The sequence below is a fragment of the Microcoleus sp. B4-D4 genome (assembly GCF_036705185.1).
Classification (GTDB): Bacteria; Cyanobacteriota; Cyanobacteriia; order Cyanobacteriales; family Microcoleaceae; genus Microcoleus.
The window spans coordinates 88,995-113,856 of record NZ_JAUBTX010000016.1 but is presented as its reverse complement, the minus strand read 5'-3'; the positions used below and the strand labels follow the sequence as shown (position 1 = coordinate 113,856).

Here is a 24,862-nt window from a genome sequence, read left to right as displayed (position 1 = left end):
AGAACTTATATTAACCAAGCTTGAATATATCGATCGCTCCTGTGATTGGTTTGCGATCGATTATTCAGCAAACCCTAACATAATTGCACGCTGTTGATTTAGCCATCTTTTGCTTCAACACCAAATAAATCTTTCAGCCGTTTTCTCACCCACTCTACAGGATTTTCATCATCATCTTCTTCCGATGCTTCTACCAATTGCATCTCTCGCAACAGTTGCTGTCTCTCGCTTAACTCTTCTTTGTGCTTGACTATCTCCTCAATAATCTGTTCGTATAAATCCGGTCTTTCAGTTAAAACTTTCTGGAAACCTTCCTTATTGATGCCAAATAAAATAGTTTCTTCCAAAGCTCTCACCGAAGCAGTTCTGGGGATTCCCAACATCAAAGAAAGTTCCCCCAAAAACTGACCTACACTGAGATAATTCAAGTGTTTGTCAATAGCTTCCACAAAAACTTCCACCGAACCTGAAAGAATCAAATAAAAAGCATCTCCCGGATCGTTTTCGTGAAATAAAAATTCTTGTGGTTGCAGCCGTTGGCGGTATCCCACTTCAATCAATTGCCGCAATTCTAAATCCGTCAGATGTTCAAAATATTCTACCTTTCGCAGCAAAGAACTAAGGGACAATTGCGTTTTGACTTCTTCTCCTACCGAAACCGGAGATTTCCGATCGTTTTTAGGGGGATTTTCAGCGGTGGAGATTGCTGTTTTATTTGGATCGAACAGCGACAATAAAACTTCGGGATTTCGCAAATACAAGTCTCTGTTATTGAAAGGAAAGTCAATTCCCTGCTGGCGAAAATTGTACTGAATGGCAAAATTCAAAGAACTTTTAATAAATTCTCTTTCGACGGGTTTGTCTGTCCAAACTAAAAGCTCAAATTTAAAACTATCCTCGCCAAACTCAACAAACAATACTTTCGGAGTCGGTTCGTACAAAACTCCCGCTTCGGCGTAAGCAATATTTAATAGAGTTTCTGTCACTAATAGCGGGTCGCTATCCTCGGCTACTTCTATGGATAGTCGCAGACAAAGTAACGAGCTTTCGTAACTCCAGTTAACAATTTTGTTGCTAATTATAGTGCTGTTTGGAACTATAACGCTGGAGTCATCAGTGGTTTGGACGATGGTCGAGCGAATCGTGATTTTTTTGACGATTCCCATCAATCCTTCTAATTCCACAAAGTCTCCGACTTTCACCGGTCTGTCTAAAAGCAGCGTTAAGCCGCTGACAAAATTAGTTGTTAAATCCTGGATTCCGAAGCCAATTCCGACTCCCAATCCCCCTGCAACTACTGCCAAAGAAGCAAGGTTAACGCCGATGCTTTGGATGGCGAATATCACTCCAAAAGCGACTATTAAGTATCGCAAAATTACGGCGATTGCTTCCCGGTTTCCCTCGTCAATTCCCAACTTAACTAGCAAGCGTTCTTTAAGGAAATTGGTAAAAGAGCGGGCTACGATCAGGATACCCATGAACAATACAATCAGTTCCACAAGTGACTGCATCGATACAGGATTATCACCTATTTTAAATAGGGTTGCTGTGAACAGTTGGGAGAGTTGTGTTAATAAGTCTTCTGGAATTTCGTTCAAGTTGACTTCAGGAAATGATTTTGTTTGTGTTTCCATTTTTAAGCCGTTGGCAGTAAGAAATAAAGTTGTTAGTTGCCCGTCTGGCAATAAAATCTTGAACTCGTTATTACAAATTTTTGACCTATTTTTGTGGTAAAAAACTGAATTGGTGACATATATCTGTGGTTACTCATACTAGGCAGTTATCCGTGTTACCAATTTCTAGGATATATTTGATTCCTATGCCTGCGGTGTGCCACTTTTCCCAAATAGCCTAATTATATATTATTAATGCCAATCTCCCTACTAACTTTAGTCAAGGTTAACTATCTGAGATTTTATCATACTGTTGGCTAATTTTTTGTTGACTTTATGTTATAAAATGAAGCTGGGATTATGGAATGACTGTTTAAGTGGACAAGTTAAATATCCGAATCTTATAATAATGAGTTGAACTGGTGGGATAAATATTACTATTACTGTAAAAGTTGAGTCCGTCTTGTGTATATCTAAGAGTATCTAAGTTAAAATTTAATCAATCTAGCTAAAATTGATAACGTTCCAAGAATACTTGGCATTCTACCGAGATGGGGACAATCTATCACTTAATTGCATTTGTCAATCAGTAAAATTACTGAAAATACGGCTTATTCAGGAGTGAAAATTGGCGATTTGGGGGTGGGTGGAAATAAATATGGTGCGAGACATGATTGCTCGATCGCCCAAATCGCCAATTTTCCACCAAAAACCTGAGTAAATGCTAAGCATAATTGCTGATTGACAAATGCTTCCCTAGCTTATGTTGTCACCAATGTTCTACCGATAGGGTTGATTAGCAATAGAATTGATGAAGAATAGAACTGCTGGGCGATACATCCGAAGAATTAACGAAAATAGTGTTGCAAGGGATACAATATATCCCCGATTGAAAACCTAATGGTCGCCCTACTGAACGTTTTTTTCAGTACCCAAATAGCAGGCAACGAAAACCTTGCGATCGCACAATTGGAAAGAAGTTCTAGAATTATAGCTGAAAAGCACGATTTAATATGAGCAAATTGCCGCCAGATAAAAACCAACCGCCACAGCAAGAGAGCACAACAGCACAGATATTGCCACAGGATCGCTTCGACGCTTTTTTTGCAGGTGCCAACGCCGGACTGCTGATTTTAGACCACGAACTTCGCTACGTCCAAATTAACGAAGTTATGGCCCATACCAATGGCATTTGTGTGGCAGACCATATTGGTAGATCCCTGCGTGAAGTTCTGCCAGAATTGGCTCCGACTCTGGAACCAATTCTGCAAAGCATTCTGGATACGGGCAAGCCCATTCTCGACTGTGAATTAGTAGGTGAAACGCCGAAAGAACCGGGCATCCTGCGCTACTGGCAAGCATCTTACTATCCTTTGCGGGATGAAAATGGCAGGGTTTGTGGTCTTGGTGGCATTGTGATTGAAGTTAGCGATCGCAAGCGGGCAGAACAAAAGCAGGCACGACTGACGGCAATTTTGGAAGCAACTTCCGACTTAGTAGGAATTGTGGATGTTACGGGGCATAGCGTCTACCTCAACAAAGCCGGACAGAAATTGCTGGGGATGTCCCCAGAGGAAGCACGATCGCCATTTAGTATAGATTCTGTATTAGCTCGCTCGGCAAAAGCAAAGTTCCACAACGAAATAATTCCCACCGCCTTGCGAGAGGGTAGGTGGACTGGTGAAATCCTATTTTTGTCACGGGATGGGGAAGAAATTCCAGTCTCCCAGGTTTTGATCGTTCACAAAACCGCAGCGGGCGAAGTCGAGTTTATTTCGACTGTTGCGCGGGATATTCGCGAACAACAAGCTGCCCTGCGCGATCGCCAAAAAGCAGAAGAAGTCCTCAAACAAAGTGAAGAACGATTTCGTTCTTTAATCGAAGCCACCGCTCAAATTATTTGGCTCGCCAATGCAGACGGCGAAATGGCGATCGAGCAACCTACTTGGAGTGCATTTACAGGACAGACATTTGATGATTACAAGGGAGGGGGTGGGATCAACGCTATCCATCCAGACGATCGCTCGTCTATGGTCACTGCCTGGTCAACTGCTGTTGCTAATCGCTCGTCGCTCTATGAAGTTGAATTCCGTATGCGCCGCTATGACGGGGAATATCGCTACATGAGTTCTCGTGGTGTACCAATTCTGAACGCGGATGGTTCAATTCGGGAATGGGTTGGAGCTAATACAGATATTACCGATCGCCAAAAAGCAGAAGAAGTCCTCAAACAAAGTGAAGAACGATTTCGTTCTTTGATGGAAGCCACTGCTCAAATTATTTGGGTCTGCAATGCAGACGGCGAAATGGCGATCGAGCAACCTACTTGGAGTGCATTTACAGGACAGACATTTGACGAGTATAAAGGATGGGGCTGGCTAGACACGCTCCACCCAGACGATCACGCTCGTATTGTTAGTATATGGTCAACTGCTATTGCTAATCGATCGTTCTATGAAGTTGAATTACGTATGCGCCGCTATGACGGGGAATATCGCTACATGAGTTCTCGTGGTGTACCAATTATGAACGCGGATGGTTCAATTCGGGAATGGGTGGGAGCTAATACAGATATTACCGATCGCAAACAAGTTGAAGAAGCTCTGCGCGAACGCAACGCACTGCTAAACTCTATTCTGGAAAGTACGCCAGATATAATTGTGGTTAAAGACCGGGAAGGGCGTTATGTTGCCATGAACTCCAATTTGGCAAACTTCTTAGGCAAGCCAATTGAAGAAATCATCGGCAAAGATGATTTAGAATTAATGTCTGCTGACAGTGCTCGTGAACTTATGGCAAAAGATCGCCAAGTCATGGCAGCAGGAATCACTGAGACTTACGAGGAAGATGTCTCTCAGGGTGAAACCAGCGCGACCTTTTTCACGACAAAGGCTCCTTGGCGGGATGCTAATGGCAATATCCTCGGCATCATCGCCACAACACGAGATATTAGCGATCGCAAAAAAGTCGAGCAAACACTCCGTCAAACCCTAGAAATACTGGACTTAGCTAGCGATAGTATCATTATTAGAGATATGGATGATCGCATCATCTACTGGAACCAAGGTGCAGAAAAGCTCTATAACGGGACAAAAACGGAAGTAGCCGGGGAGTACATTCACGCATTCTTAGAAACCATCTTCCCTAAACCATTAGAAACCTTATTGCCAGAGTTTTTCGAGCACGGAAGTTGGGAAGGAGAACTGCACCACACTACCCGTGACGATCGGCATATTATTGTCGCCAGTCGCTGGACATTACAACGCGACGCAGAAGGAAAGCCTTGTGCCCAACTCGAAATTAATACCGACATTACCGATCGCAAACAAGCCGAAGATGCTATCAAACAAAGCGAAGAACGCTATCGATCGCTCATCGCTGCTACGTCCCAAATGGTCTGGATAACGGATGCTGAAGGAAGATGCCCGGATATACCGAGTCTGAGAGCTTACACCGGACAAACCGAGGCTGAGGTGGTGGGTTTTGGCTGGTTAGACGCAATCCACCCGGACGATGGCGAACGAACGGCTCAGGTTTGGATGGAAGCAGTGCAAACGAAAAGCCTGTATGAGATAGAATATCAAATCCGTGGAGCGGATGGAAACTATCGTTATTTTCAAGCTAGAGCGGTGCCAATTCTGAATGAAGATGGCAACGTCCGGGAGTGGGTTGGCACTTGCACCGATATCCACGATCGCAAACAAGCGGAAGATGCTATAAAACAAAGCGAAGAACGCTATCGATCGCTAATAGTTGCTACGTCCCAAATTGTCTGGACAGCGGATGCTGAAGGAAAATGCCCGGATCTACCGAGTTGGAGAGCTTACACCGGACAAACCGAAGCTGAGGTGGTTGGTTTTGGCTGGTTAGATGCAATTCACCCGGACGATGGCGAACGAACGGCTCAGGTTTGGATGGAAGCAGCGCAAACGAGAAGCCTGTATGACATAGAGTATCGACTCCGCGGAGCGGATGGAAACTATCGTTATTTTCAAGTTAGAGGGGTACCCATTCTGAATGAAGATGGCAGCCTCCGGGAGTGGGTTGGCACTTGTATCGATATCCACGATCGCAAACAAACAGAAATCGTACAGGCAAAAGCCAGGGAAGCCGCAGAAGCTGCTAGTCGGGCTAAAAGTGAATTCCTTGCCAACATGAGCCACGAGTTGCGAACTCCGCTTAATGGCATCATGGGATACGCGCAGATTCTTCAGCGTTCTAAAGTCTTGAAAGAAGAAGAGCGATCGCGCATTGATATCATTTATCAGTGCGGTTCGCATTTACTGACCTTAATCAATGATATTCTCGATTTGTCGAAGATTGAAGCACAGAAAGTGGAACTCATGCCCACCGATTTTCATTTCCCAGCGTTCCTGCAAGGTGTCGCAGAAATGTGTCGCATCAGAGCTGAAATTAAGGGAATTAACTTCCATTTTCCATCAAGCCCCGAACTGCCGATCGGTATTCGTGCCGATGAAAAACGCTTGCGACAAGTGTTAATAAATCTTTTGAGCAACGCTATTAAATTTACGGATGAGGGCACTGTTACTTTTATAGTCAGTTTTGCAACCGAAGGAAAAATTCGCTTTGAGATACGCGATACCGGTACCGGCATTGCCCAAGATCAACTCCAAGCTATCTTTCAGCCCTTCGAGCAGGTAGGCGATCGCAGGCGGCAGACAGAGGGGACTGGATTGGGACTGGCAATTAGCAAAAGGATTGTAGAACTAATGGGCAGTACCATTGAGGTTCAAAGTGAGATGAATGTTGGCAGTATTTTCTGGTTTGATGTCAATCTATCTCAAGCCGATGAATGGGTAAAAACATCTCAAATCGACCATCGCGGGCAGATTATCGGCATCAAATACCGCCAACCTAAGATTGTAGTTATTGATGACAAATGGGCTAACCGTTCGGTAATTAGCAATTTGCTCAGTCCGATCGGCTTTGAGGTGTCTGAAGCCAACGATGGGCAGGAAGGCTGGGAAAAAATTATAGAGGTGCAGCCAGATTTAATCGTTACCGACTTACTAATGCCCAAACTAGATGGCTACGAGCTAATTAAGCGGGTTCGAGAATCGGAAAACTTCAAAGACATCGTGATTATTGTCTCTTCTGCCAGCGTATTTGAAACCGATCAATACAGAAGTTTAGAAGCAGGAGGCAACACTTTTATTCCCAAACCTGTCCAAGCCACGGAACTACTACAAAAATTGCAACAGTATCTTGATTTGGAATGGGTTTATGAAGATAATGAAGAACCACTGGCGAGATCCTCAGACACCAACGAGCTAATTGCCCCGCCTGCTACAAAAATGGAAATACTATACGAGCTGGCTATGCAAGGAAATTTCCTAGAAATAGTTAAGCAGGCGGCATTACTTGAAGAAATAGATCCCAAATACATTCCCTTTGCTCAAATATTGTATCAAATGGCAAAAGACTTTCAAGACGAAGAGATTTTGACTTTTATTCAGTCCTACAAGTAAGGTTTATGAATTCAGCAATTCAACCAAAGAGTACGATTCTTATAGTTGATGACAATTCAGCTAACTTGGGTGTTTTATCTGATGCCTTAAGTCAGGCAGGATTTGAAGTTCGGGTTGCCAAATCTGGCAAAATGGCACTAGAGCGCGTCAAATATGCTCTCCCCGATCTCATCTTGTTAGATGTCATGATGCCAGAGATTGATGGATTTGAAACCTGTCGTCGATTACAGGCTAATCCAGAAACTAAACAGATTCCCATTATATTTATGACGGCGCTCTCGGATACGGCCAATAAAGTTGAGGGTTTTAAGCTTGGGGCTGTAGATTATATTACCAAACCCTTCCAACAAGAGGAAGTATTAGCTCGCGTTAACCTGCATTTAAAGCTTCATATTCTAGCTGAAAAATTAGAAGAAAAAAATACGTTATTGGAGGAAAAAGTTTTAGAAGTCAGCCAAGCCTATGATAATTTACAACAAATGCAACTTAAGTTAATCCAAAGCGAGAAAATGTCCGGCTTAGGGCAAATGGCGGCTGGGATTGCTCATGAAATAAATAACCCGATAAATTTCATATCTGGCAATTTGGGTTATGCCCAAGAGTACGCTCATAACTTACTAAAACTTATACATCTCTATCAAGAAGATTATGTAAATCCCACCCCTCGGATTCAAGCAGCAATGGATGAAATAGAACTAGAATTTGTAGAGGAAGATTTTATCAAAGTTCTTAACTCAATCAACTTAGGAACGGAGCGCATCCAAGAGATTGTCAAGTCTATGCGAATCTTTTCTCGCCTAGATGAGGCAGACGTGAAAGCAGTAAATATTCATGAAGGAATTGATAGTACGCTGACCATTCTGCATCATCGTTTAAAAGCAAAACCAGAGCATCCTGAGATTGAACTAATCAAAAATTATGGTCAGCTTCCACCAGTAGAATGTCATGCCGGACAACTCAATCAAGTGTTCATGAATATTATTGCCAATGCCATTGATGCTTTGGATGAATCTAATCAGCAGCGTTCCTTTGCAGAAATCAAACAAAACCCGAACCGCATTTGGATTTCTACAAAAGTAATTGACGAGGATTCGGTGGCTATTCATATTAGTGACAACGGTAGAGGAGTTTGCGAAACCATACAACCAAAGCTATTTGATCCCTTTTTTACCACCAAACCGATCGGTAAGGGAACTGGATTGGGGTTATCTATCAGTTACCAAATTATCGTTGAAAAGCATGGGGGCAGATTGTACTGCCAACCTACAGAAGAAAAGGGAATAGAATTCGTCATTGAAATTCCTATTCGGCAGGAAGCTTGTCAAGCTGCTTAGTTTCCCGGTGCAATGTCTCTTTTGAAATTTGGTTAATTTCTCGCAGGTAGCGCGGACGACAGGGTGTTCCCATACAAACAAAGCCTGCAGGCATATTTTTAAAGACGCTGCTGCGAGCTCCAATTAAAGCGTTGGCACCGATTTCGACACCGGGGCCAATGAAGCAGTCGGCGGCAATCCAAACGCCGTTATTTATGATAACAGGTGCTGTTATTAAGCCGAAGGCTGGGTCTTGGGAATCGTGGGTGCCGGTGCAAAGGTAACTTTTTTGAGAAATAACGCAGTGTTTGCCGATCGCAATTCGATCGAGACTGTACAATACAACATCGTCGCCGATCCAACTGCAATCGCCGATTTCAATTTTCCAGGGATAGGTAAAACGAGCCGTGGGGCGGATAATTACGCCAAAACCTATTTTCGCGCCAAATAACCGCAGCAAGCCGCTTCTGATGCCGTTAAAAGGGTGTGGAGTGAGAGGAAAGGCGATCGCCTGCACGAACCACCACAGCAAAATTAGCCAACCAGGCCGGCCGCGATCGAACTTTGACTGGTTGTACAGTCGCAAATCAATTAAAGATTCACCTGTCAAAGTATTTGGGTGATTGTCGCTAATTGGACGATGGTTTATTTCAGGATTTGGGGAATTTGCGATCGGATTTTCCGGTTCTTGGTGCGGAGTTGGTATATTATAAGTCATTGATAGTTAATTTAATGTTTAATTGAAAATCTAGTTTAAGCTTAAGGACTGCTGCATGATATTTCCAGTTAGGGACAATTTACACTCTGAAAAGGTCAAGGATCTGGCACTGTGCGAAAATCAAACTCCCAGAATTGACAACAAAGTGCGACTTTTACAAATAGCTTTGGTACTGCTTAGCAGCTTTTTTGTAGCAGAGTTAATCGCTGCACTTAATTCTCATAGTTTGTCCCTATTAGCAGATGCGGGTCACGTTTTTTCTGATGTAGCAGCTTTAGCAATAACTTTGACAGCCACTTGGTACTCTTCAGTCAAACGCAAAAGTAAATCAGTAGATTGTGCGATCGCCCGATCGCCAATCCCGGAACGAGGAGAAATTATTGCTGCTGTAATTAATAGTATCAGTTTAGTGGCGATCGCCCTGTGGATTGCTGTCGAGTCGATCGCCCGCTTGCAGTCTCCAACCTCCGAAGTAGAAGGACTCCCGATGTTAATTACCGCCATAGTCGGTTTAAGCATCAACTCGATCAATGCTTGTTGCTTGCATTCCTGCTGTCACGGCGACTTGAACCTCAAAAGCGCATTTCTGCACGCCGTTGCAGACATTTTTTCGTCGGTTGGAGTAATTTTAGCTGCGATCGCTGTGGCGTGGCTACACTGGAATTGGGCCGACGGCTTAATCAGCTTGCTAGTCTCCGCATCAATTATTTTATTAACTTTACCATTGCTAATCGAAAGCATCCAATTGCTGATGGGAAAAGTATCAGCTATCTCCGCAAATCAACAACCTTGCGAATGCGAAAAAGTCAGCGCCGAAAAATTGCTTTTCCCATCCCTAGAAGAACTTATTAAATAACATCTCTTCATCCGCGTCCATCCGCGTATATCCGCCACCATCTGCGGTAAAAAATCAAAATATTGTGAAGTGATCGGGAGAAACCGCCCCTAATTATGATAAGATAAAGAGCGGTGTAATTGACAACTCCTCACAATAAAATAAAACCGCGCTCAAGCCTACCTGCCATTAATTCACACCCTCCTGAATTGCCTCAACGGTGAAGAAACCCAGATTTGACAGGCAACTCAGAACGGCTGGATAGGGTGGGGGTTTCTGCAAGTTTCAAGAAAGTAGCGGCACAGTTGGCAGAGACCGGAAAGGAAAAGCCAAGAATGAGCAGTAGAGGGGTGAGATTACAGGGCATTGTGATAAACTAAGAATTATAGTCCATATATAATATTTCCTATGACCAACGACCGCCTGGAATCCTTCCGAACAGCCTTCCAGAATCTTCAGTTACTTCCTTTGATCACCCCCGATGAACTGAATAAATTTCATGTGGAATATGGTACTGAGATTTTAGAAGAATTGGAGCATTTGGTTGAAGATTGCTCACAGGACAATAACAAAATTATTTTTACGGGGCATCGTGGGTCAGGCAAATCAACATTGCTGGGTCAGTTTTGTCAGCACACGCAGAATCGCTACTTTGTCGTGTTCTTTTCCATCTCTGACCTGATTGAAATGTCAGATGTGAATCATGTCAATATTTTGTTTGCTATGGCAGTACAGCTTATGGAAGCAGCAGAAAAACGCCATATCAAAATCGGTTCTCAAACAAAAAAAGCTTTTTATAAGTGGTTTAGTAAGCATACTCGAACAGAGGGAAGTTCAGTTGATTCTAGCATTGAGCTAGAAACGAGTGGAGAAGCTGGTGTAAATGCTTTGTTTGTTAAATTCTTTGCCAAGCTGAAAGCAACTTTGAAAGCAAACTCTGTGATTCGTGAGGAAATTACGATTGAGTTTTCGAGACGTATTTCCGACTTGGTAGATCGCATTAACGAGATCGCTAGTGTGATTGAAGCGGCGTGCGGACAAGAAATTATGGTCGTGATTGACGATCTTGATAAACTCGATTTAGAGATAGTAGATCGTGTTTATAGAAATAATATCAGTGCGTTATTTCAGCCTCAGTTTCGGATTATTTATACAATTCCAATGGCAGCGACACGAGATATGTCGTTGCGAGGAATTATTCATAATGCTACCAATAATAAGATTCAATCCATGTGGGCGACAAAGTTGTTTCCGCGTGGAGAAGATAGAGTTCCAAATGCTTCTCCTGTCCAAGAAGCTGTAAAAGTATTTGAACAAATTCTTTACAAGCGACTTCCCAAGCATTTGATTGAGCCGGAAGCAACTCAGATGATGATCGTCAAAAGTGGTGGGGCCTTGCGGGAATTTATTCGTTTGGCTAGTCAGTCCTGTGGGTTATGTTTGAGGCAGTTACGTCGCACACCTGAGAAACAAGATTTGATAATCACGTCTGAAATTTTAAAAGATGCTATTACCGAATATCGGATTAATTTAACAGAACCTCTTGGACAAAACCGTTATCAAATTCTAGTGGATGTATACCAAAATTATTTACCAAACGATGGGATGGATCAGGATTTTTTAGATTTATTACATAACCTCTACATCCTAGAATATCGCAATGCTGATTTGTGGTTTGGAGTCCATCCAGTAGTTCAGGAAATATTGCAGAAACGTGGGTTAATCGGAGTGACAGGATAAATGCTCAACAGTGAGATCGGGGACGATCGATCGATCAATGAGGATAGTTACGATGGCCTTGTCTCTTTAATTGAAGCAAGTCAAGGTGTATTGTCATTGTTGATTGCCTCCTGTAAACCGGGAGATTTTCAAACCCAGATTATTAATCGTTACGAGGCAGAACTTGCTGCCCATATCCCCAGTTATCGCGTGGTTTTGAATCAAAAAGAACCTAGCCTGAGAGCAGCGTTGGAGCAACTTGTCAACGATCGCCCAGAGTTAAAAGCGCCCCACGCATCAGGCGCAATTACTGTAACGGGAACGGAGGCTTTGAGGGATAGTGTGTTACAAGCTGACTCTAACCATCAGTCCGAGTTAAGCCGTTTTTTCGGCTATTTGCAATGGACGCGGGAGGGGTTGCGGGAGTTTCCTTTTCCGATCGTACTTTGGGTAACACCAAATATTCTGAGTCGCTTGAGTCTGGAAGCGCCGGATTTTTGGAGTTGGCGCAGTGGCGTATTTCGATTTGTGTCGCCTGCGGTGCCAGAAACGGGTGTGGTTAACACGACTGGGGAAAGTTCTCTGCTGATTGAACCAGAGAGAAGACTGAGTTTACCCCTAGATGAACTGTTAGAACAGGTTGAAAATCTGGAGAGACAAGCTAGGGAAACTCCTGCATTAGCAACCCTATACAATCGAGTTGCTAATGCTTATGCAAATCGGGTAAAGACGCGCCAAGCACAGGATTATTCACAGGAGATCGATCGGGCAATTCATTTCTTTGACAAGTCACTTGCCTTACAAGAAAAATTGAACTTACGCGAGGCGCAATCTGACACTTTGTTACAGTTAGGTGATATTTACAGTGACTTAGGATTGTGGGAACGGGTATTTGATCCCTATCAGCAGTCTTTAGAAATTGCTAGGAATTTGAAAGATCGCCTGCGAGAGGCGGCTGCTTTGGGGCGACTGGGGAATCTTTACCAACAATATCGTCAAGGCGATCGTGCGAGTAACTTGGAAAGGGCGATCGCATTTTACACCGCCGCCCTCGAAGTTTACGCCCGTGAAGCTTTTCCCCAAAATTGGGCCGACACGCAAAATAATCTGGGAATTGCCTACACTTACAGAATCAGGGGAGAGAGGGCTGATAATCTGGAGATGGCGATCGCATATTTCACTTCTGCATTAACCGTCTACACCCGCGAAGCCTTTCCCGAAAATTGGGCAGCGACGCAAAATAATCTGGGAAATGCCTACAGTAACAGAATTAGGGGAGAGAAAGCAGAGAATATCGAACTGGCGATCGCATCTTGCACTGCTGCATTAACCGTTTACACCCGCGATACCTTTCCCGAATATTGGGCTATGGCGCAAAATAATCTGGGAGAAGCCTACCGTAACAGAATTAGGGGAGAGAAAGCTCAGAATATCGAAATGGCGATCGCATTTTACACTGCTGCATTATCCGTCCGCACCCGCGAGACCTTTCCCGAAAAATGGGCTATGACGCAAAATAATCTGGCAATTTCCTACAGTGACAGAATCAGGGGAGATAAAGCACAGAATATCGAAAATGCGATCGCATTTTACACTGGTGCATTATCCGTCCTCACCCGTGATGCTTTTCCCGAAAAATGGGCTATGGCGCAAAATAATCTGGGAGAAGCCTACCGTAACAGAATTAGGGGAGAGAAAGCTCAGAATATCGAAATGGCGATCGCATTTTACACTGGTGCATTATCCGTCCTCACCCGTGATGCTTTTCCCGAAAAATGGGCTATGGCGCAAAATAATCTGGGAGAAGCCTACCGTAACAGAATTAGGGGAGAGAAAGCTCAGAATATCGAAATGGCGATCGCATTTTACACTGCTGCATTATCCGTCCGCACCCGCGAGGCCTTTCCCGAAAAATGGGCTAGGACACAAAATAATCTGGCAACAGCCTACAGTAACAGAATCAGGGGAGATAAAGCAGAGAATATCGAACTGGCCATCGCATCTTACACTGCTGCATTATCCGTCCGCACCCGCGAGGCCTTTCCCGAACAATGGGCTAGGACGCAAAATAATCTAGCAACAGCCTACAGTAAAAGAATCAGGGGAGATAAAGCAGAGAATATCGAACTGGCCATCGTATCTTACACTGCTGCATTATCCGTCCTCACCCGTGATGCTTTTCCCCAAGATTGGGCCCTGACGCAAAATAATCTGGGAGTTGCCTACTTTGACAGAATCAGGGGAGAGAAAGCAGAGAATATCGAAGTTGCGATCGCATCTTACACTGCTGCATTAACCGTCCGCACCCGCGAGGCCTTTCCCGAAAAATGGGCTATGACGCAAAATAATCTGGCAAATGCCTACTGTGACAGAATCAGGGGAGACAAAGCAGAGAATATCGAACTGGCGATCGCATCTTACACTGCTGCATTATCCGTCCTCACCCGTGATGCTTTTCCCGAATATTGGGCCCTGACGCAAAATAATCTGGGAGAAGCCTACCGTAAGAGAATCAGGGGAGAGAAAGCAGAGAATATCGAACGGGCCATCGCATCTTTCACTGCTGCATTATCCGTCTACACCCGCGAAGCCTTTCCCGAACAATGGGATCAGACGCAAAATAATCTAGCCACAGCCTACTCTGACAGAATTAGGGCATAGAAAGCAGAGAATATCGAACTGGCGATCGCATTTTACACCGCCGCCCTCGAAGTTTACACCCGTGAAGCTTTTCCCCAAGATTGGGCAATAACGCAACATAATCTGGGAGAAGCCTACCGTCAAAGAATCAACGGATTCGGTTCTATGAAAACATAAAAACTTTGTCAACCGTTACTGCTCTCAATGAGGCACAACAATGGCTGCGGAATCTGACCTCAGAGAAGCTGGAAGCCGTCTTAGAAGACCTCAAACCCGAAATCGATCAAACATTTTAGTAAGTGCCCCCAAACGAACGAACTCGCAATCAATCTCCTCTGAATGGCACACTGAATCGCAAGCCGTTTTCCTTTGCTGAACCTCATTACTGGGCTGGCTTTACTGCGATCGGTCTTTAGCAATCCTGACAACAATTGTCCTGTTTTTTCGTGCTGATGTAAATAAGTACCCCTGTTAATGGTACTCATTGGTAAATGCCAAAGATAGCCATTGGGATAAGGGCGATCGATTAAATGAGTAATTCTTATTTTGCCATAATTATTGTACTTTTTTTGTGCAGAAACCCGGCGGTTGAAACTCCGGCTACACAAACTTTCGTCCACGCGGACTAACAGATATTCTCACGGCGATTTAACTTCTGTCTCTTGACTTCTCACCACTGGGGGCGGCAGATTCGGCTCAGATTCGGCCACATTCAACTGGCCGCCACAGCAGCTCAATTCATAAAGTTTGGCATTAATTTGATATTCGTACTGACTCAATAACCTTGCATAAACATAGCCAGCTTTTCCATCCAAAAAGCCTAACTGAATAAAGTAAAATAAAATAAATCTCAGCATTGGTTTAAAAGGCAGCCTCACCCAAACTTTTTTGAGGAATCGCTTTCGCTGCACGGCATCTCCAAATAGATTAGCGCCAATAGTCCCGCTGTCGCCGCGACCTGTAAGAATATTGTAATAAACGCGAGCTTCCCAATTAGAATAGCGGTTGTGACGCTCGATCCAGTGAAATAAATTGCGATAATCCTCGTGGATCATGTCATTTTTTAAGTAGCCGACTTGACCGGCTAAAATGACGTGTTCGTGAACTTCGTTGTCACCTGTATTGGGGACGGATTCGGTGCCGAGATTTTCGTAACGGCCTTTTTGATGCTTGAACAAACGCAAATTCCAGTCGGGATATCGGCCGCCGTAACGCAGCCATTGACCTAAAAAGAAGACTTTGCGGTTGAGGTAGTAGCCTTCAAAATTGGGATCTTCGATCGCGCAGGCGATTTCGTCCCAAAGTTCCGGGGGAATGCGCTCGTCGCAATCGACAATTAATACCCATTCGTTGCGAAAGGGCAAGTTGTCCAAAGACCAATTTTTCTTTTTGGGCCAGCGATTGTTGAAGTAGAACTGCACTATTTTTGCACCGCTGCTGATGGCAATTTCTACCGTGCGATCGCTGCTTTGGGAATCAACCATGAAAACTTCATCCGCCCTGGCAATGCTGGCCAGACACGCAGGTAGATTGAGTTCTTCGTCTTTGGCCGGAATAAGAACTGAAACCGGAATCTTTGATGAACTAGATGTCATAATCGAGTGGTTAAACCTGAATGCGGTCGAGTTTTTGTGGATGAAGTGCGATCGGCACGGTAGGGCCGACGACTTGGGCGGCGAGGGATATTGCTTATAGCCTAATGCCTGCTGGTCGATTTCGGTAGAAAAATCATGCCGCGGAGGGCTGCACTCAAATAACCGATTTGACCCCAGGCAAAAACGAAATTTTCAAAGCGCAGCGCCGGATCTCTAATGTACTTAAAAGACTTCCAGATACCCCTCAATATTCTTTCACCCCCCCGCCCAAGCTGAGCAATACCCGCTCGATCGGACAATTGTTCTCGATAACACTCGCTGATGCCTTGCCACCACCCGCGCTCTAGAAACCAAGCTTTGTTAAGCCGTTCTGGGGCGACATTGTGCAGCACTAGGGCATACGGCAGATAAACCACTTGCCAACCTAACTCTAATGCTAATTCTGTGGCGCGCAATTCTTCGTTTGACAGCAACTTTTTGCCTACCCTACCGAGTTTGACATCGAAGCCGCCAATTTGTTCGAGAAAAGCGCGCCGGATCGAGTAGTTGACACCTCTGGGAGTCAAACCGGCAGCAGTCACGTACTGGCAAGTATCGCCTAAATCGTATTCTCCCAAGTTTTGGGCCAATCCTGGTGACAGCCATGCGGGCGGGCTGATTCCGCAAGGCCACAGCAAGTTAACTTTGCCGCCGGCTACGGCTAGTTTTTGATTGCTTTGATAAGCGCTGTACAGTTCCCTGAGCCAATTTGGATCGGCAACAGCGTCGTCGTCGAGATAAGCTAATATTTCGCTGCCAGCTTGCTTTGCGCCGGTGTTCCGGGCGATTGACAGACCGATTTCGGGTTCCCAGACGTACTTGAGACGCCGATCGCCCAGTCGGGCTTCTACTACCTCTCGCGTGCGCGAAGCGGAACTTTCGGGACTGGCATAATCGCTAGAAGCGTTATCGACTACTACTACTTCAAAGTTGTCGGGAAAATCCTGTACCAGCAAGCTGTCGATCGCCCCCGCTAAATAGGCCGCGCGATTGTGGGTGCAAATTATTGCTGATATCTGAGGACGATCTGACATAATTGAGAGCTTTGGAAATATTGGGGTTCTCGATCGACTGACTGTGATTTTGTCTCAACAATGCTATTATCCCTTAAAAATCATTGGCAATCAAATAACGAATAACGAATAACGAATAACGAGTAACAAATAACCAATAACCAACAACAAATGACTAAAATAATCTTAGTAACTGGGCCGGCCCGAAGTGGCAAAAGTGAATGGGCTGAAACTCTGGCGGCAGGTTCGGGAAAACAAGTAATTTATGTGGCTACCGGCTTGGTTGATGCAGCGGATTTGGAGTGGATGCGCCGCCTAGAAAAGCACCGAAATCGCCGTCAGGATGATTGGAAAACTCTCGAAGTGCCGATCGAATTATCGGCAGTTGTGCGATCGGCTTCAGCGTCGGATTGCTTGTTAATTGATTCCCTGGGAACTTGGACGGCGAATCTGTTGGAACAAGAAGCGACAGTTTGGGGCCAGATGCAGCAAGATTTGCTCGCTGGTTTGAAGTCAACAGCGGCCGATGTAATTTTGGTAGGGGAAGAAACCGGATGGGGCGTTGTGCCTGCTTATCCTGCGGGGCGACTGTTTCGCGATCGCCTCGGCACTCTGGTGCGGCACATCGGGGCGATCGCCGATCGTGTTTATCTCGTCACCGGCGGTTACGCCTTGGATCTCAGCGCTTTGGGTACGCCGCTGCCGCCCTTGAAAAATTAACAGCCGGAGTCGCAATTGACAAGGGAGAAAAAATATCGGTTTCCCGACATACAATTTTAACTGAAAATCAGGTATAATTTTAACTAACATTGAAAACTCAAGAGTCACATAAATTAGTCAAAAAACATACTCCCGAAGGCAAATAGCACAACAATTTGACATAAGGAATAGCCAAATTTTGCAGTTTTAATGTAAAAGATAAAATGTCTCTTAAGAAAGAGTGCAAATTTCCAATTGAAAGTCTAAAATCATTAATTAGTTGAAGGTTTGACTAAAAATTATGGCATCAGATACTGAAGTAAAAAAATATATTGCTTACTGGTTTCAGTTAGGCAAAAAAGTATTAATTCGCAACGGTTCGGAAGCGCTGCTGCCAAAATCGGTAATTGCGGGCGATCGCTACAGCAGCGAATTTGAAGAATGCTGGCAAAAAATTATCTCCCCCGAAAGCGGCGACTGCTACCTGCAAGGCACAAACGAAACAATTGCCCAACTGCTGACACCAGCATGGGAAGTCAGTCCCTGCGCGCGCTGCGCTATGCCTGTAGTCTTCCAACAAGCCGGAATGCCACCTGAGTCCTGTGTCTGTAACGACTTACCGAACTGGCCGGATACCGAAATGCCCCAACCTCGATCGCCCGTCAGCACAAAATCGCAACTTTCAGGTATTCGCGATCGACTCCAGAGAACCGGCGAGGAGTAAAGAAGGAGAGGGGAGAGGGGGAGATTGGGAGAATGGGAGAATGGGAGATTGGGAGAGGGGGCGGTCAGAAACCGGGTTTTTCTCGAAAAGACGCATTACGACCCTAGATCCACTAAAAAACCCGGTTGCTTGGGTCATAGCGCATAAGTCTTGGACTAATGACTAATGACTAATGACTAATGACTAATGACTAATGACCAATGACCAATGAATTCGGTTTTCTCTATCTAAAAGCAGTGGTGAGAAGGCGACAAATTGTTACAATTAGTTTACAATGCTTCACACTAGGTCTGAGTTTATGGATGTCAAGACAGTATCGCCAGCCACCCCACTAACTTACTCAAATTCAGGGACTCACACTACACTGCAAAATCTCCAAGAGATAGAAACAGTTCCCCTGCAAGCAGTAGAAGTAGAACTAGAGACAGTGGCGGTTACTCCCGAACCGCTCAAATCAGCCAAAGATATCGCTTACGAGTTGGCCGGAGAAGCTGTGCGCTACGATCCAGCGGCGATCGCAGCCCAATACCGAAATCGCCCCCTGCAAGTCTGGGGACGGCTGTCGAGTGTTGTTTGGACATTTTTTAGCTTTGCCTTCAGTTTGTGGTGGGACAAAAAAAGAGGGCGCACCGCAGCCAACCAAAAGCGCCGCGCCGTGCGCCTCCGGGAAATTCTCAGCCAACTCGGCCCAGCTTTCATCAAAATAGGACAAGCACTCTCAACTCGTCCCGACTTAGTGCCGCCGGCATATTTAGAAGAACTAACAACCCTGCAAGACCAATTGCCACCGTTTCCCAACGAAGTAGCATATCAATTTATACAAGAAGAATTAGGGGCACACCCCAATGAAATTTACGCCGAAATCACTGCAGATCCGATCGCAGCAGCCTCCCTCGGACAAGTCTACAAAGGCAAACTCAAAACCGGAGAAATCGTCGCCATCAAAGTGCAGCGGCCTGGTTTAGCCGAGAACATCGGCCTAGATATTTACATCCTGCGGCGCGTTGCAGTTTGGGCGCAAAACAACTTCAAAATAATTCGCAGCGATTTAGCGGGAATTATGGACGAGTTGGGCGAACGCATTTACGAAGAAATGGACTACACCCACGAAGGACAAAATGCCGAACGCTTCGCCCAATTATACGGAAATCTCAAAGATATTTACGTTCCCAAAATCTACTGGGAATATACCCGCCGCCGCGTCTTGACAATGGAGTGGATCACCGGCATCAAACTCACGGATTTAGAAGCCGTCAAAGCTCAAGGAATCGACGCTCCTTACTTAATTGAAGTGGGGGTGCAGTGCTCTCTCAGACAGTTGCTAGAACACGGTTTCTTTCACGCAGACCCGCATCCCGGCAATCTTTTGGCAACTCCTGACGGTCAACTAGCTTATCTCGATTTCGGAATGATGAGCGAAGTTAAACCTTATCAGAGATACGGCTTGTTGGAAGCTGTAGTGCATTTGGTCAACCGCGATTTTGAAGGTTTAGCTAGAGATTATGTCAAGTTAGAATTTTTGACACCGGATACCGATTTAACGCCAATTATTCCAGCTTTGGCGGGCGTATTTAACAATGCTTTGGGTGCTAGTGTTGCCGAACTCAATTTCAAAAGCATTACTGACGAACTTTCCGCCGTAATGTACGAATATCCGTTCCGAGTTCCAGCTTACTATGCTTTGATTATTCGATCGCTCGTCACCCTAGAAGGCATCGCCATCAACGTTGACCCCGAATTCAAAGTGCTCAGCAAAGCCTATCCTTACGTAGCAAAACGGCTGTTGAGCGACCCTGCACCGGAATTAAGAGCATCTCTGAAAGATTTGTTGTTCAAACAAGGCGAATTCCGCTGGAACCGCTTAGAAAACTTGCTGAACAATGCCCGCGAGAGTGACGATTACGATGTCAGCAAAATCCTGAATCAAGCCTTAGAATATTTATTCTCTGAAAGAGGAGATTTTATTCGCGATCGCATCGTCACCGAATTAGTGAAAAATTTGGACATAATTTCCAGCAATGCCTTTACTAACGCCAAAGCCGTAGTAGGCGAATGGTTTGGAGTCAAGGCAAATCAACCAGTAGTTTCACAAACCGAACAAAAAAACCTAGAACACATCAAGCGAATTTGGGGAATATTGCAATCAACACCCGGTTTTGACACCACGAAAGTATTGCAGTTACTGCCGCAATTGTTGCTGAAACGCGAAGTGCAGAACATGGGCCAGCAAGTCGTAGGCGGTTTAGCGCAAAGGGCAGTCGCTAGATTAATTCGCGAGTTTTTGCTGTCGCAGGAACCGCCTGTGGTGATTGCTGAAAATGGCAGCTATTCTCATCCTTCGCCTCAGTTGTCTTTGCCGGCGGCGAAGTAGTTGGATTGGGCGTTTTTTGGGCCGCAGATAAACACAGATGAACGCAGATGAATTTTGTCTGCGTTCTTTTAATTAAGCTAATGCTGTAGCTGCTGGCAAAGGTTCAATTTCTTCTGGCTTGGCGTGACGGCGGGGGTCATCAAAACCCCAAGCAAATAGCCAATCGGGGTCAGCGTTACCGCAGCCGATCGAATATATTTGGCTGTGTTTGAAATGGTTGAAAAATTCCTGACATTTTTCATCGGTCATTAGCGATTTTTCCAGCGGTAAGTCATGAATTAGGGCGTATAGATCGAATTCGTTGCGTTCTGGATTCCATTGATAGCGCAGTTCTGGAGTGTAACCGAGTTCGATCAGTTTTGCAATTGCGCGATCGGGATTTTCATAGTTGTCTAAATGAACGCGATTTAGGGAGACAACTACTTGTACATGGTGGTATTTGGCAGGAGTTAATTGATATTTGGTCATCGGTTTTTCCTTTTTTTATCGTCACAGGTGTAGTAGGTTTTTCCGGTTACATCAGGGTGTCTGGTTGCTTCGCGGTTTTGCTGTTCGCATCGCTTAGCAGCTTCTGCGTCACTCCGAGCATAAAAAGGTCTGTCCGGGCGTTCAGCGAGTTCGGCTTCCAAGTCTTCCCAAGATTTTTCTGGGTTGTCTGCGTCTCTCAACATTTGTCCCTCACAAATCTGTCTGCGCTAGAGGTCATTTGCTTAATTACTCCTCAGTCTGGAACGTTTTGCCCCGCTTGAGTTTGAGACTCTGACGGGGTTTCTGTGATCTCTAGCCATTGCTTCATCAATAAACCGATGACTTCGCTCATCGGCTTTTCTTGAGCTGTGCAAGCTAGTTTGAATCGCAGCTTTAGCTTTTTATCTACGTAAACGCTTAGTTCAGCCATTTCAGGTGGAATTTTTTTAGCCATGTCTCTCATACGCGCATACCGTATTCTCGCATCTGGCGAGGCGGCGGTTGACTGCGGATGAGTTTAACTGCATTTTGTGCGGTTGCGCGGTTGCGCGGTTGCGCGATATACGTTATCATACCAATACAGCCAAGAAACGGCAACCCCACCGCATTAAGAAATGTTGCTACCGGAACAGCAGAACAAGTCATCGCCACGGCGTTGTTCCAGCAAGATGTCGCTGCTTCACGATCGTCCTCTTCACAAAAATGGAGACAGCTAGCCCATAAAATTTTGATGTTGACTAAAACTTCAAAAACAGATAAAATTTCTACAGTAGATTTTTTTACTTGCTGCGTAAGCCTTATAGCTTTTTCAGATGCAGAATCAGAGTCGCTTCCTTCGATCGAAACGGCTACGGGCTGCCCTCTGGTATGCCACCAACGGCAAGTGCCAGCATTGCAGATGTGATTTGCCTTCAGATTGGCACGCAGATCACATTGAGCGATGGGCAGAAACTCAGAGAACCAATGTCCATGAAATGCAGGCATTATGCCCTAAATGTCATTATCAAAAAACTGCTGAGGAGAACAGAAACATGACAGATGCAATCCAATTAGATATTTTTTCACAATCTCCTAAAGAACCTGTTAATTTAAGAAAGCATCAAGATGAGTTTTTACAAATATGTAAACGCATAAAGGCAGGAGAACAAATCAAAAAAATTCTTATGATTGTTACGCCTGGAGGCGGTAAAAGTCTTATCCCAGTAATTGCTGCGGCAAAGTTAATTCCAAATTCTAATTCTGGGAACAGCTTTCATGGAACTATAGCTGATGCAATTTGTTGGGTGGTTCCTAGACTCAATCTCCAAAATCAAGCAGAAGAACAATTTGAAGATTGGCAGTTCAAAAATATGCTAGGGCATCAGCATAGAATTATGGCAAATAATAATGAGCCTAATCCATGCAAGGGAATGTCTGGCTATGCAGCTACATACCAGGCTATTACAGCAAGTCCTGACCTTCATGCTCAAGAGATTCGACGCAAGCGTTATATTTTAGTGCTGGATGAGTTTCATCATGTTGAGGAAGATGGAGCATGGCATAGAGCGTTGCAGCCGTTGGTAGATAATGCTGTATTGGTTATCTTGGTAACAGGAACTGGTGAACGTGGAGATCGGAAGCCAATTGCTTTTATGCCCTATAAAGCAACTCCTAGCGGTCTTACTCCCACCCTATCTAGTAGTGAAGATACCGTAGTTATTGAATATACGCGAGGACAAGCACTCAGAGAGGGTGCGATCGTTCCTCTCCATTTTGAATGGGGTGATGGGGAGGCTAAATGGATCGACGAGCAAGGGCAAGAATGTTCAGTCGAAAGCTTAGCAGAGGCTGGAGACTATAGGGGTATAGCACTTCGCACAGCGCTTAGTACCGGATACGCCGAGCAATTACTCACAAAGTGTGTTGATAATTGGAAGTCACATAAAAAAAAGAACCACAGATCTAAACTATTGGTACTCGCACCATCAATAGCAACAGCTAATCAATATTTGGATTGGCTGAAAAAGTTAGGAGTCAAAGCCTTAAAAGCCACAAGTGATGAATCGAAAGAAGCGCAAGCCTCAATTAAAAGATTTAAGAAGCACTACAATTACGGCGATTCAAAGGCAGTTGATGCTTTAGTAACAGTGGCAATGGCTTATGAAGGACTTGATGTTCCGGCAATTACCCATGTTGCCTGTTTAACTAATATCAGAAGTAAGCCTTGGCTCGAACAATCATGGGCAAGGGCTGCGAGAGTTGATCGAGAAGCTGGAGACTTGAAAAAAACAGGGTTGATTTATCTTCCAGATGACCAGTTGGCTACTAAATGCGTACAAGATATCATAGCGGAACAACAGCCAATTCTTAGAGAAAGAGAATTAAATAAGCGTGATAATGATAATGGTGGTACTGGGGATAATGATGCCAAAAGTAACGATCGGCGATATAATAGTAGTATCGCATTAAATTCAAGCTTGACACGATCGAGAGCATCTGATTTAAGTAATGGGGAAACAGTTGATTATGCTGAGACTGCTCAAATCCAATCAGCAATGCAAAAGGTTGGATTGGGTGGAATTAGTACCGTGCAAATGAAACGATTTCTAGATGCTTATCAGGAGCCAGAAGCCAAAGATAGTCATGATTATTTAATTGAGAAAAAAGAAACTTTAACTCCCAGTGAAGAGCGCGATATTATACGAGACAAAATTGAAAATTATGTCCGTCACTATACAGCCAAGAATGGTATGGAGTTCAAAACCATTAATGGGGAAATTGTCAAACAATTTCGCAAGGGACGCGCAGCAATGACACTTGAAGAATTGAGGCAGGTGTGGGCATGGCTACAAAGCAACTATCCAATGAACAATTGAAAGCTCACATAGAAACTCTCGGCAATGCAGGCGAACTGAATGCACCTCCTGGATCGCGCCCCTGGGCGATCGCTGTAAGGCTGGAACTGCAATCAGCCCTACATGATGCTGCATTCAATGCTCAACAATTGAAAGCATGGTGCGATCTGATGAAGCAATTCTCTGGCTATCATCAGCTTGTTGACGATCGCGGAAAGCCATTCAATACTTATGAGGAACTGTGCAAGGCTAAACCACCATTTGGTTTGGGTTGCGATCCGTCAGATATTGACAAAATCATTCAAGAATTAGCATCACCTAATGCAAAGACGTTTGAGCTTAACGAAGACCAAGCTGAAGAACACGGAATTCCGTCAAAATATCTTCATGATTTTTCTAAATTGGTTCAACGTTGTGCGGATAATCAGCCTATTAATGCAGCCAAGATTAAGCAAGTATTGCGTCTCACATCTAGCCCAATATATCTCCGGCAAAAATGCTGGCTAGACTTGGGATGGATTGAACAATTATCTGGTAATAAACGTGGTTATTACCAAATCACCGATCTGGGACGGAAACTGGTGAAAGATTGGTCAGAAAAAGTTCCATCTAGTAGCCTAAATACCCCTTTATATGTAAAGATTCCTCGACATAATTCCAAAAGAGCTGGAGAGGCACTAATTAAAGCTTTGGACTCTGAGCAACTTAGAGAACTTTACAGTCTAATCGGAGAATCACTTGCGCTTGAAAACAACCCATAATAAAAACCCGGTTTTTTCAACAGCACTTATG

19 protein-coding genes are annotated in these 24,862 nt (G+C 44.6%); 11 read left to right on the top strand and 8 right to left on the bottom strand.

Going from position 1 to position 24,862, the window contains the following annotated elements; all coding sequences use genetic code 11:
- Positions 1-98: 98 nt before the first annotated feature.
- The gene (locus QUB13_RS14675) at positions 99-1,634 is read right to left on the bottom strand and encodes a mechanosensitive ion channel domain-containing protein (RefSeq protein WP_333381950.1); all 1,536 of its coding nucleotides are present in this window, start codon (positions 1,632-1,634) and stop codon (positions 99-101) included.
- 992 nt (positions 1,635-2,626) lie between these two features.
- Between QUB13_RS14675 and QUB13_RS14670 the strand changes: the two genes are divergently transcribed.
- Both QUB13_RS14670 and QUB13_RS14665 read left to right on the top strand, forming a co-directional pair.
- Positions 2,627-7,102, top strand: a complete 4,476-nt coding sequence (locus QUB13_RS14670) for a PAS domain S-box protein (protein ID WP_333381948.1) — start codon at positions 2,627-2,629, stop codon at positions 7,100-7,102.
- 5 nt (positions 7,103-7,107) lie between these two features.
- Positions 7,108-8,436: a hybrid sensor histidine kinase/response regulator gene (locus QUB13_RS14665; protein WP_333381945.1), complete on the top strand. Its 1,329-nt coding sequence runs from the start codon at positions 7,108-7,110 to the stop codon at positions 8,434-8,436.
- Here the strand turns inward: QUB13_RS14665 and hpsU are convergent.
- On the bottom strand, positions 8,405-9,133 hold the full coding sequence (hpsU, locus tag QUB13_RS14660; RefSeq protein WP_333381943.1) for a hormogonium polysaccharide biosynthesis acetyltransferase HpsU: 729 nt from the start codon (positions 9,131-9,133) through the stop codon (positions 8,405-8,407). The two genes, QUB13_RS14665 and hpsU, sit on opposite strands and share 32 nt — an antisense overlap.
- A 55-nt stretch (positions 9,134-9,188) precedes the next feature.
- Here hpsU and QUB13_RS14655 point away from each other — a divergent pair, with 55 nt between their 5' ends.
- The 3 genes from QUB13_RS14655 to QUB13_RS14645 all read left to right on the top strand — a co-directional run bounded on the left by QUB13_RS14655 (position 9,189) and on the right by QUB13_RS14645 (position 14,348).
- Positions 9,189-9,989, top strand: coding sequence for a cation diffusion facilitator family transporter (locus QUB13_RS14655; RefSeq protein ID WP_333381941.1), 801 nt, complete (start codon positions 9,189-9,191; stop codon positions 9,987-9,989).
- A gap of 387 nt (positions 9,990-10,376) precedes the next feature.
- Entirely contained in the window at positions 10,377-11,708 is a 1,332-nt protein-coding gene (locus QUB13_RS14650) for an ATP-binding protein (RefSeq protein ID WP_333381939.1), read from the top strand.
- On the top strand, positions 11,709-14,348 hold the full coding sequence (locus QUB13_RS14645) for a tetratricopeptide repeat protein (protein ID WP_333381937.1): 2,640 nt from the start codon (positions 11,709-11,711) through the stop codon (positions 14,346-14,348).
- Positions 14,349-14,965: 617 nt separating this feature from the next.
- On the opposite strand, the gene QUB13_RS14640 is transcribed toward QUB13_RS14645, so the two are convergent.
- Positions 14,966-15,883, bottom strand: coding sequence for a glycosyltransferase family 2 protein (locus QUB13_RS14640; protein ID WP_333381960.1), 918 nt, complete (start codon positions 15,881-15,883; stop codon positions 14,966-14,968).
- On the opposite strand from QUB13_RS14640, the gene QUB13_RS14635 reads away from it, so the two are divergent.
- Positions 15,810-16,022 carry a hypothetical protein gene (locus tag QUB13_RS14635; protein ID WP_333381962.1) on the top strand — a complete coding sequence of 71 codons (213 nt, stop codon included), beginning with the start codon at positions 15,810-15,812 and terminating at the stop codon, positions 16,020-16,022. The two genes, QUB13_RS14640 and QUB13_RS14635, sit on opposite strands and share 74 nt — an antisense overlap.
- A gap of 1 nt (position 16,023) precedes the next feature.
- On the opposite strand, the gene QUB13_RS14630 is transcribed toward QUB13_RS14635, so the two are convergent.
- Entirely contained in the window at positions 16,024-16,995 is a 972-nt protein-coding gene (locus tag QUB13_RS14630; protein WP_333381935.1) for a glycosyltransferase family 2 protein, read from the bottom strand.
- Between the two features lie 150 nt (positions 16,996-17,145).
- Here QUB13_RS14630 and cobU point away from each other — a divergent pair, with 150 nt between their 5' ends.
- The 3 genes from cobU to QUB13_RS14615 all read left to right on the top strand — a co-directional run bounded on the left by cobU (position 17,146) and on the right by QUB13_RS14615 (position 20,768).
- Entirely contained in the window at positions 17,146-17,694 is a 549-nt protein-coding gene (gene cobU, locus QUB13_RS14625; RefSeq protein WP_333381933.1) for a bifunctional adenosylcobinamide kinase/adenosylcobinamide-phosphate guanylyltransferase, read from the top strand.
- Positions 17,695-17,974: 280 nt separating this feature from the next.
- Positions 17,975-18,397: a hypothetical protein gene (locus QUB13_RS14620; protein ID WP_333381931.1), complete on the top strand. Its 423-nt coding sequence runs from the start codon at positions 17,975-17,977 to the stop codon at positions 18,395-18,397.
- Between the two features lie 298 nt (positions 18,398-18,695).
- Positions 18,696-20,768 carry an ABC1 kinase family protein gene (locus tag QUB13_RS14615; protein ID WP_333381958.1) on the top strand — a complete coding sequence of 691 codons (2,073 nt, stop codon included), beginning with the start codon at positions 18,696-18,698 and terminating at the stop codon, positions 20,766-20,768.
- A gap of 72 nt (positions 20,769-20,840) precedes the next feature.
- On the opposite strand, the gene QUB13_RS14610 is transcribed toward QUB13_RS14615, so the two are convergent.
- The 4 genes from QUB13_RS14610 to QUB13_RS14595 are packed head-to-tail and all read right to left on the bottom strand — an operon-like array spanning position 20,841 to position 22,220.
- Positions 20,841-21,236, bottom strand: a complete 396-nt coding sequence (locus QUB13_RS14610; RefSeq protein ID WP_333115536.1) for a hypothetical protein — start codon at positions 21,234-21,236, stop codon at positions 20,841-20,843.
- A complete protein-coding gene (locus QUB13_RS14605) occupies positions 21,233-21,439 on the bottom strand; it encodes a hypothetical protein (protein WP_333115538.1) in 207 nt (68 codons plus the stop codon). The genes QUB13_RS14610 and QUB13_RS14605 overlap by 4 nt, the downstream gene beginning before the upstream one ends.
- Positions 21,440-21,489: 50 nt before the next feature.
- On the bottom strand, positions 21,490-21,690 hold the full coding sequence (locus QUB13_RS14600; RefSeq protein ID WP_333381928.1) for a hypothetical protein: 201 nt from the start codon (positions 21,688-21,690) through the stop codon (positions 21,490-21,492).
- Positions 21,691-21,695: 5 nt separating this feature from the next.
- Positions 21,696-22,220 (bottom strand): hypothetical protein, encoded by a 525-nt coding sequence (locus QUB13_RS14595; RefSeq protein ID WP_333115544.1) that lies wholly within the window; start codon positions 22,218-22,220, stop codon positions 21,696-21,698.
- On the opposite strand from QUB13_RS14595, the gene QUB13_RS14590 reads away from it, so the two are divergent.
- Together QUB13_RS14590 and QUB13_RS14585 are read left to right on the top strand one after the other, a co-directional pair.
- Positions 22,142-24,091, top strand: a complete 1,950-nt coding sequence (locus QUB13_RS14590; protein ID WP_369293231.1) for a DEAD/DEAH box helicase family protein — start codon at positions 22,142-22,144, stop codon at positions 24,089-24,091. The two genes, QUB13_RS14595 and QUB13_RS14590, sit on opposite strands and share 79 nt — an antisense overlap.
- Positions 24,058-24,831: a hypothetical protein gene (locus QUB13_RS14585; protein ID WP_333115549.1), complete on the top strand. Its 774-nt coding sequence runs from the start codon at positions 24,058-24,060 to the stop codon at positions 24,829-24,831. The genes QUB13_RS14590 and QUB13_RS14585 overlap by 34 nt, the downstream gene beginning before the upstream one ends.
- Positions 24,832-24,862: the final 31 nt, after the last annotated feature.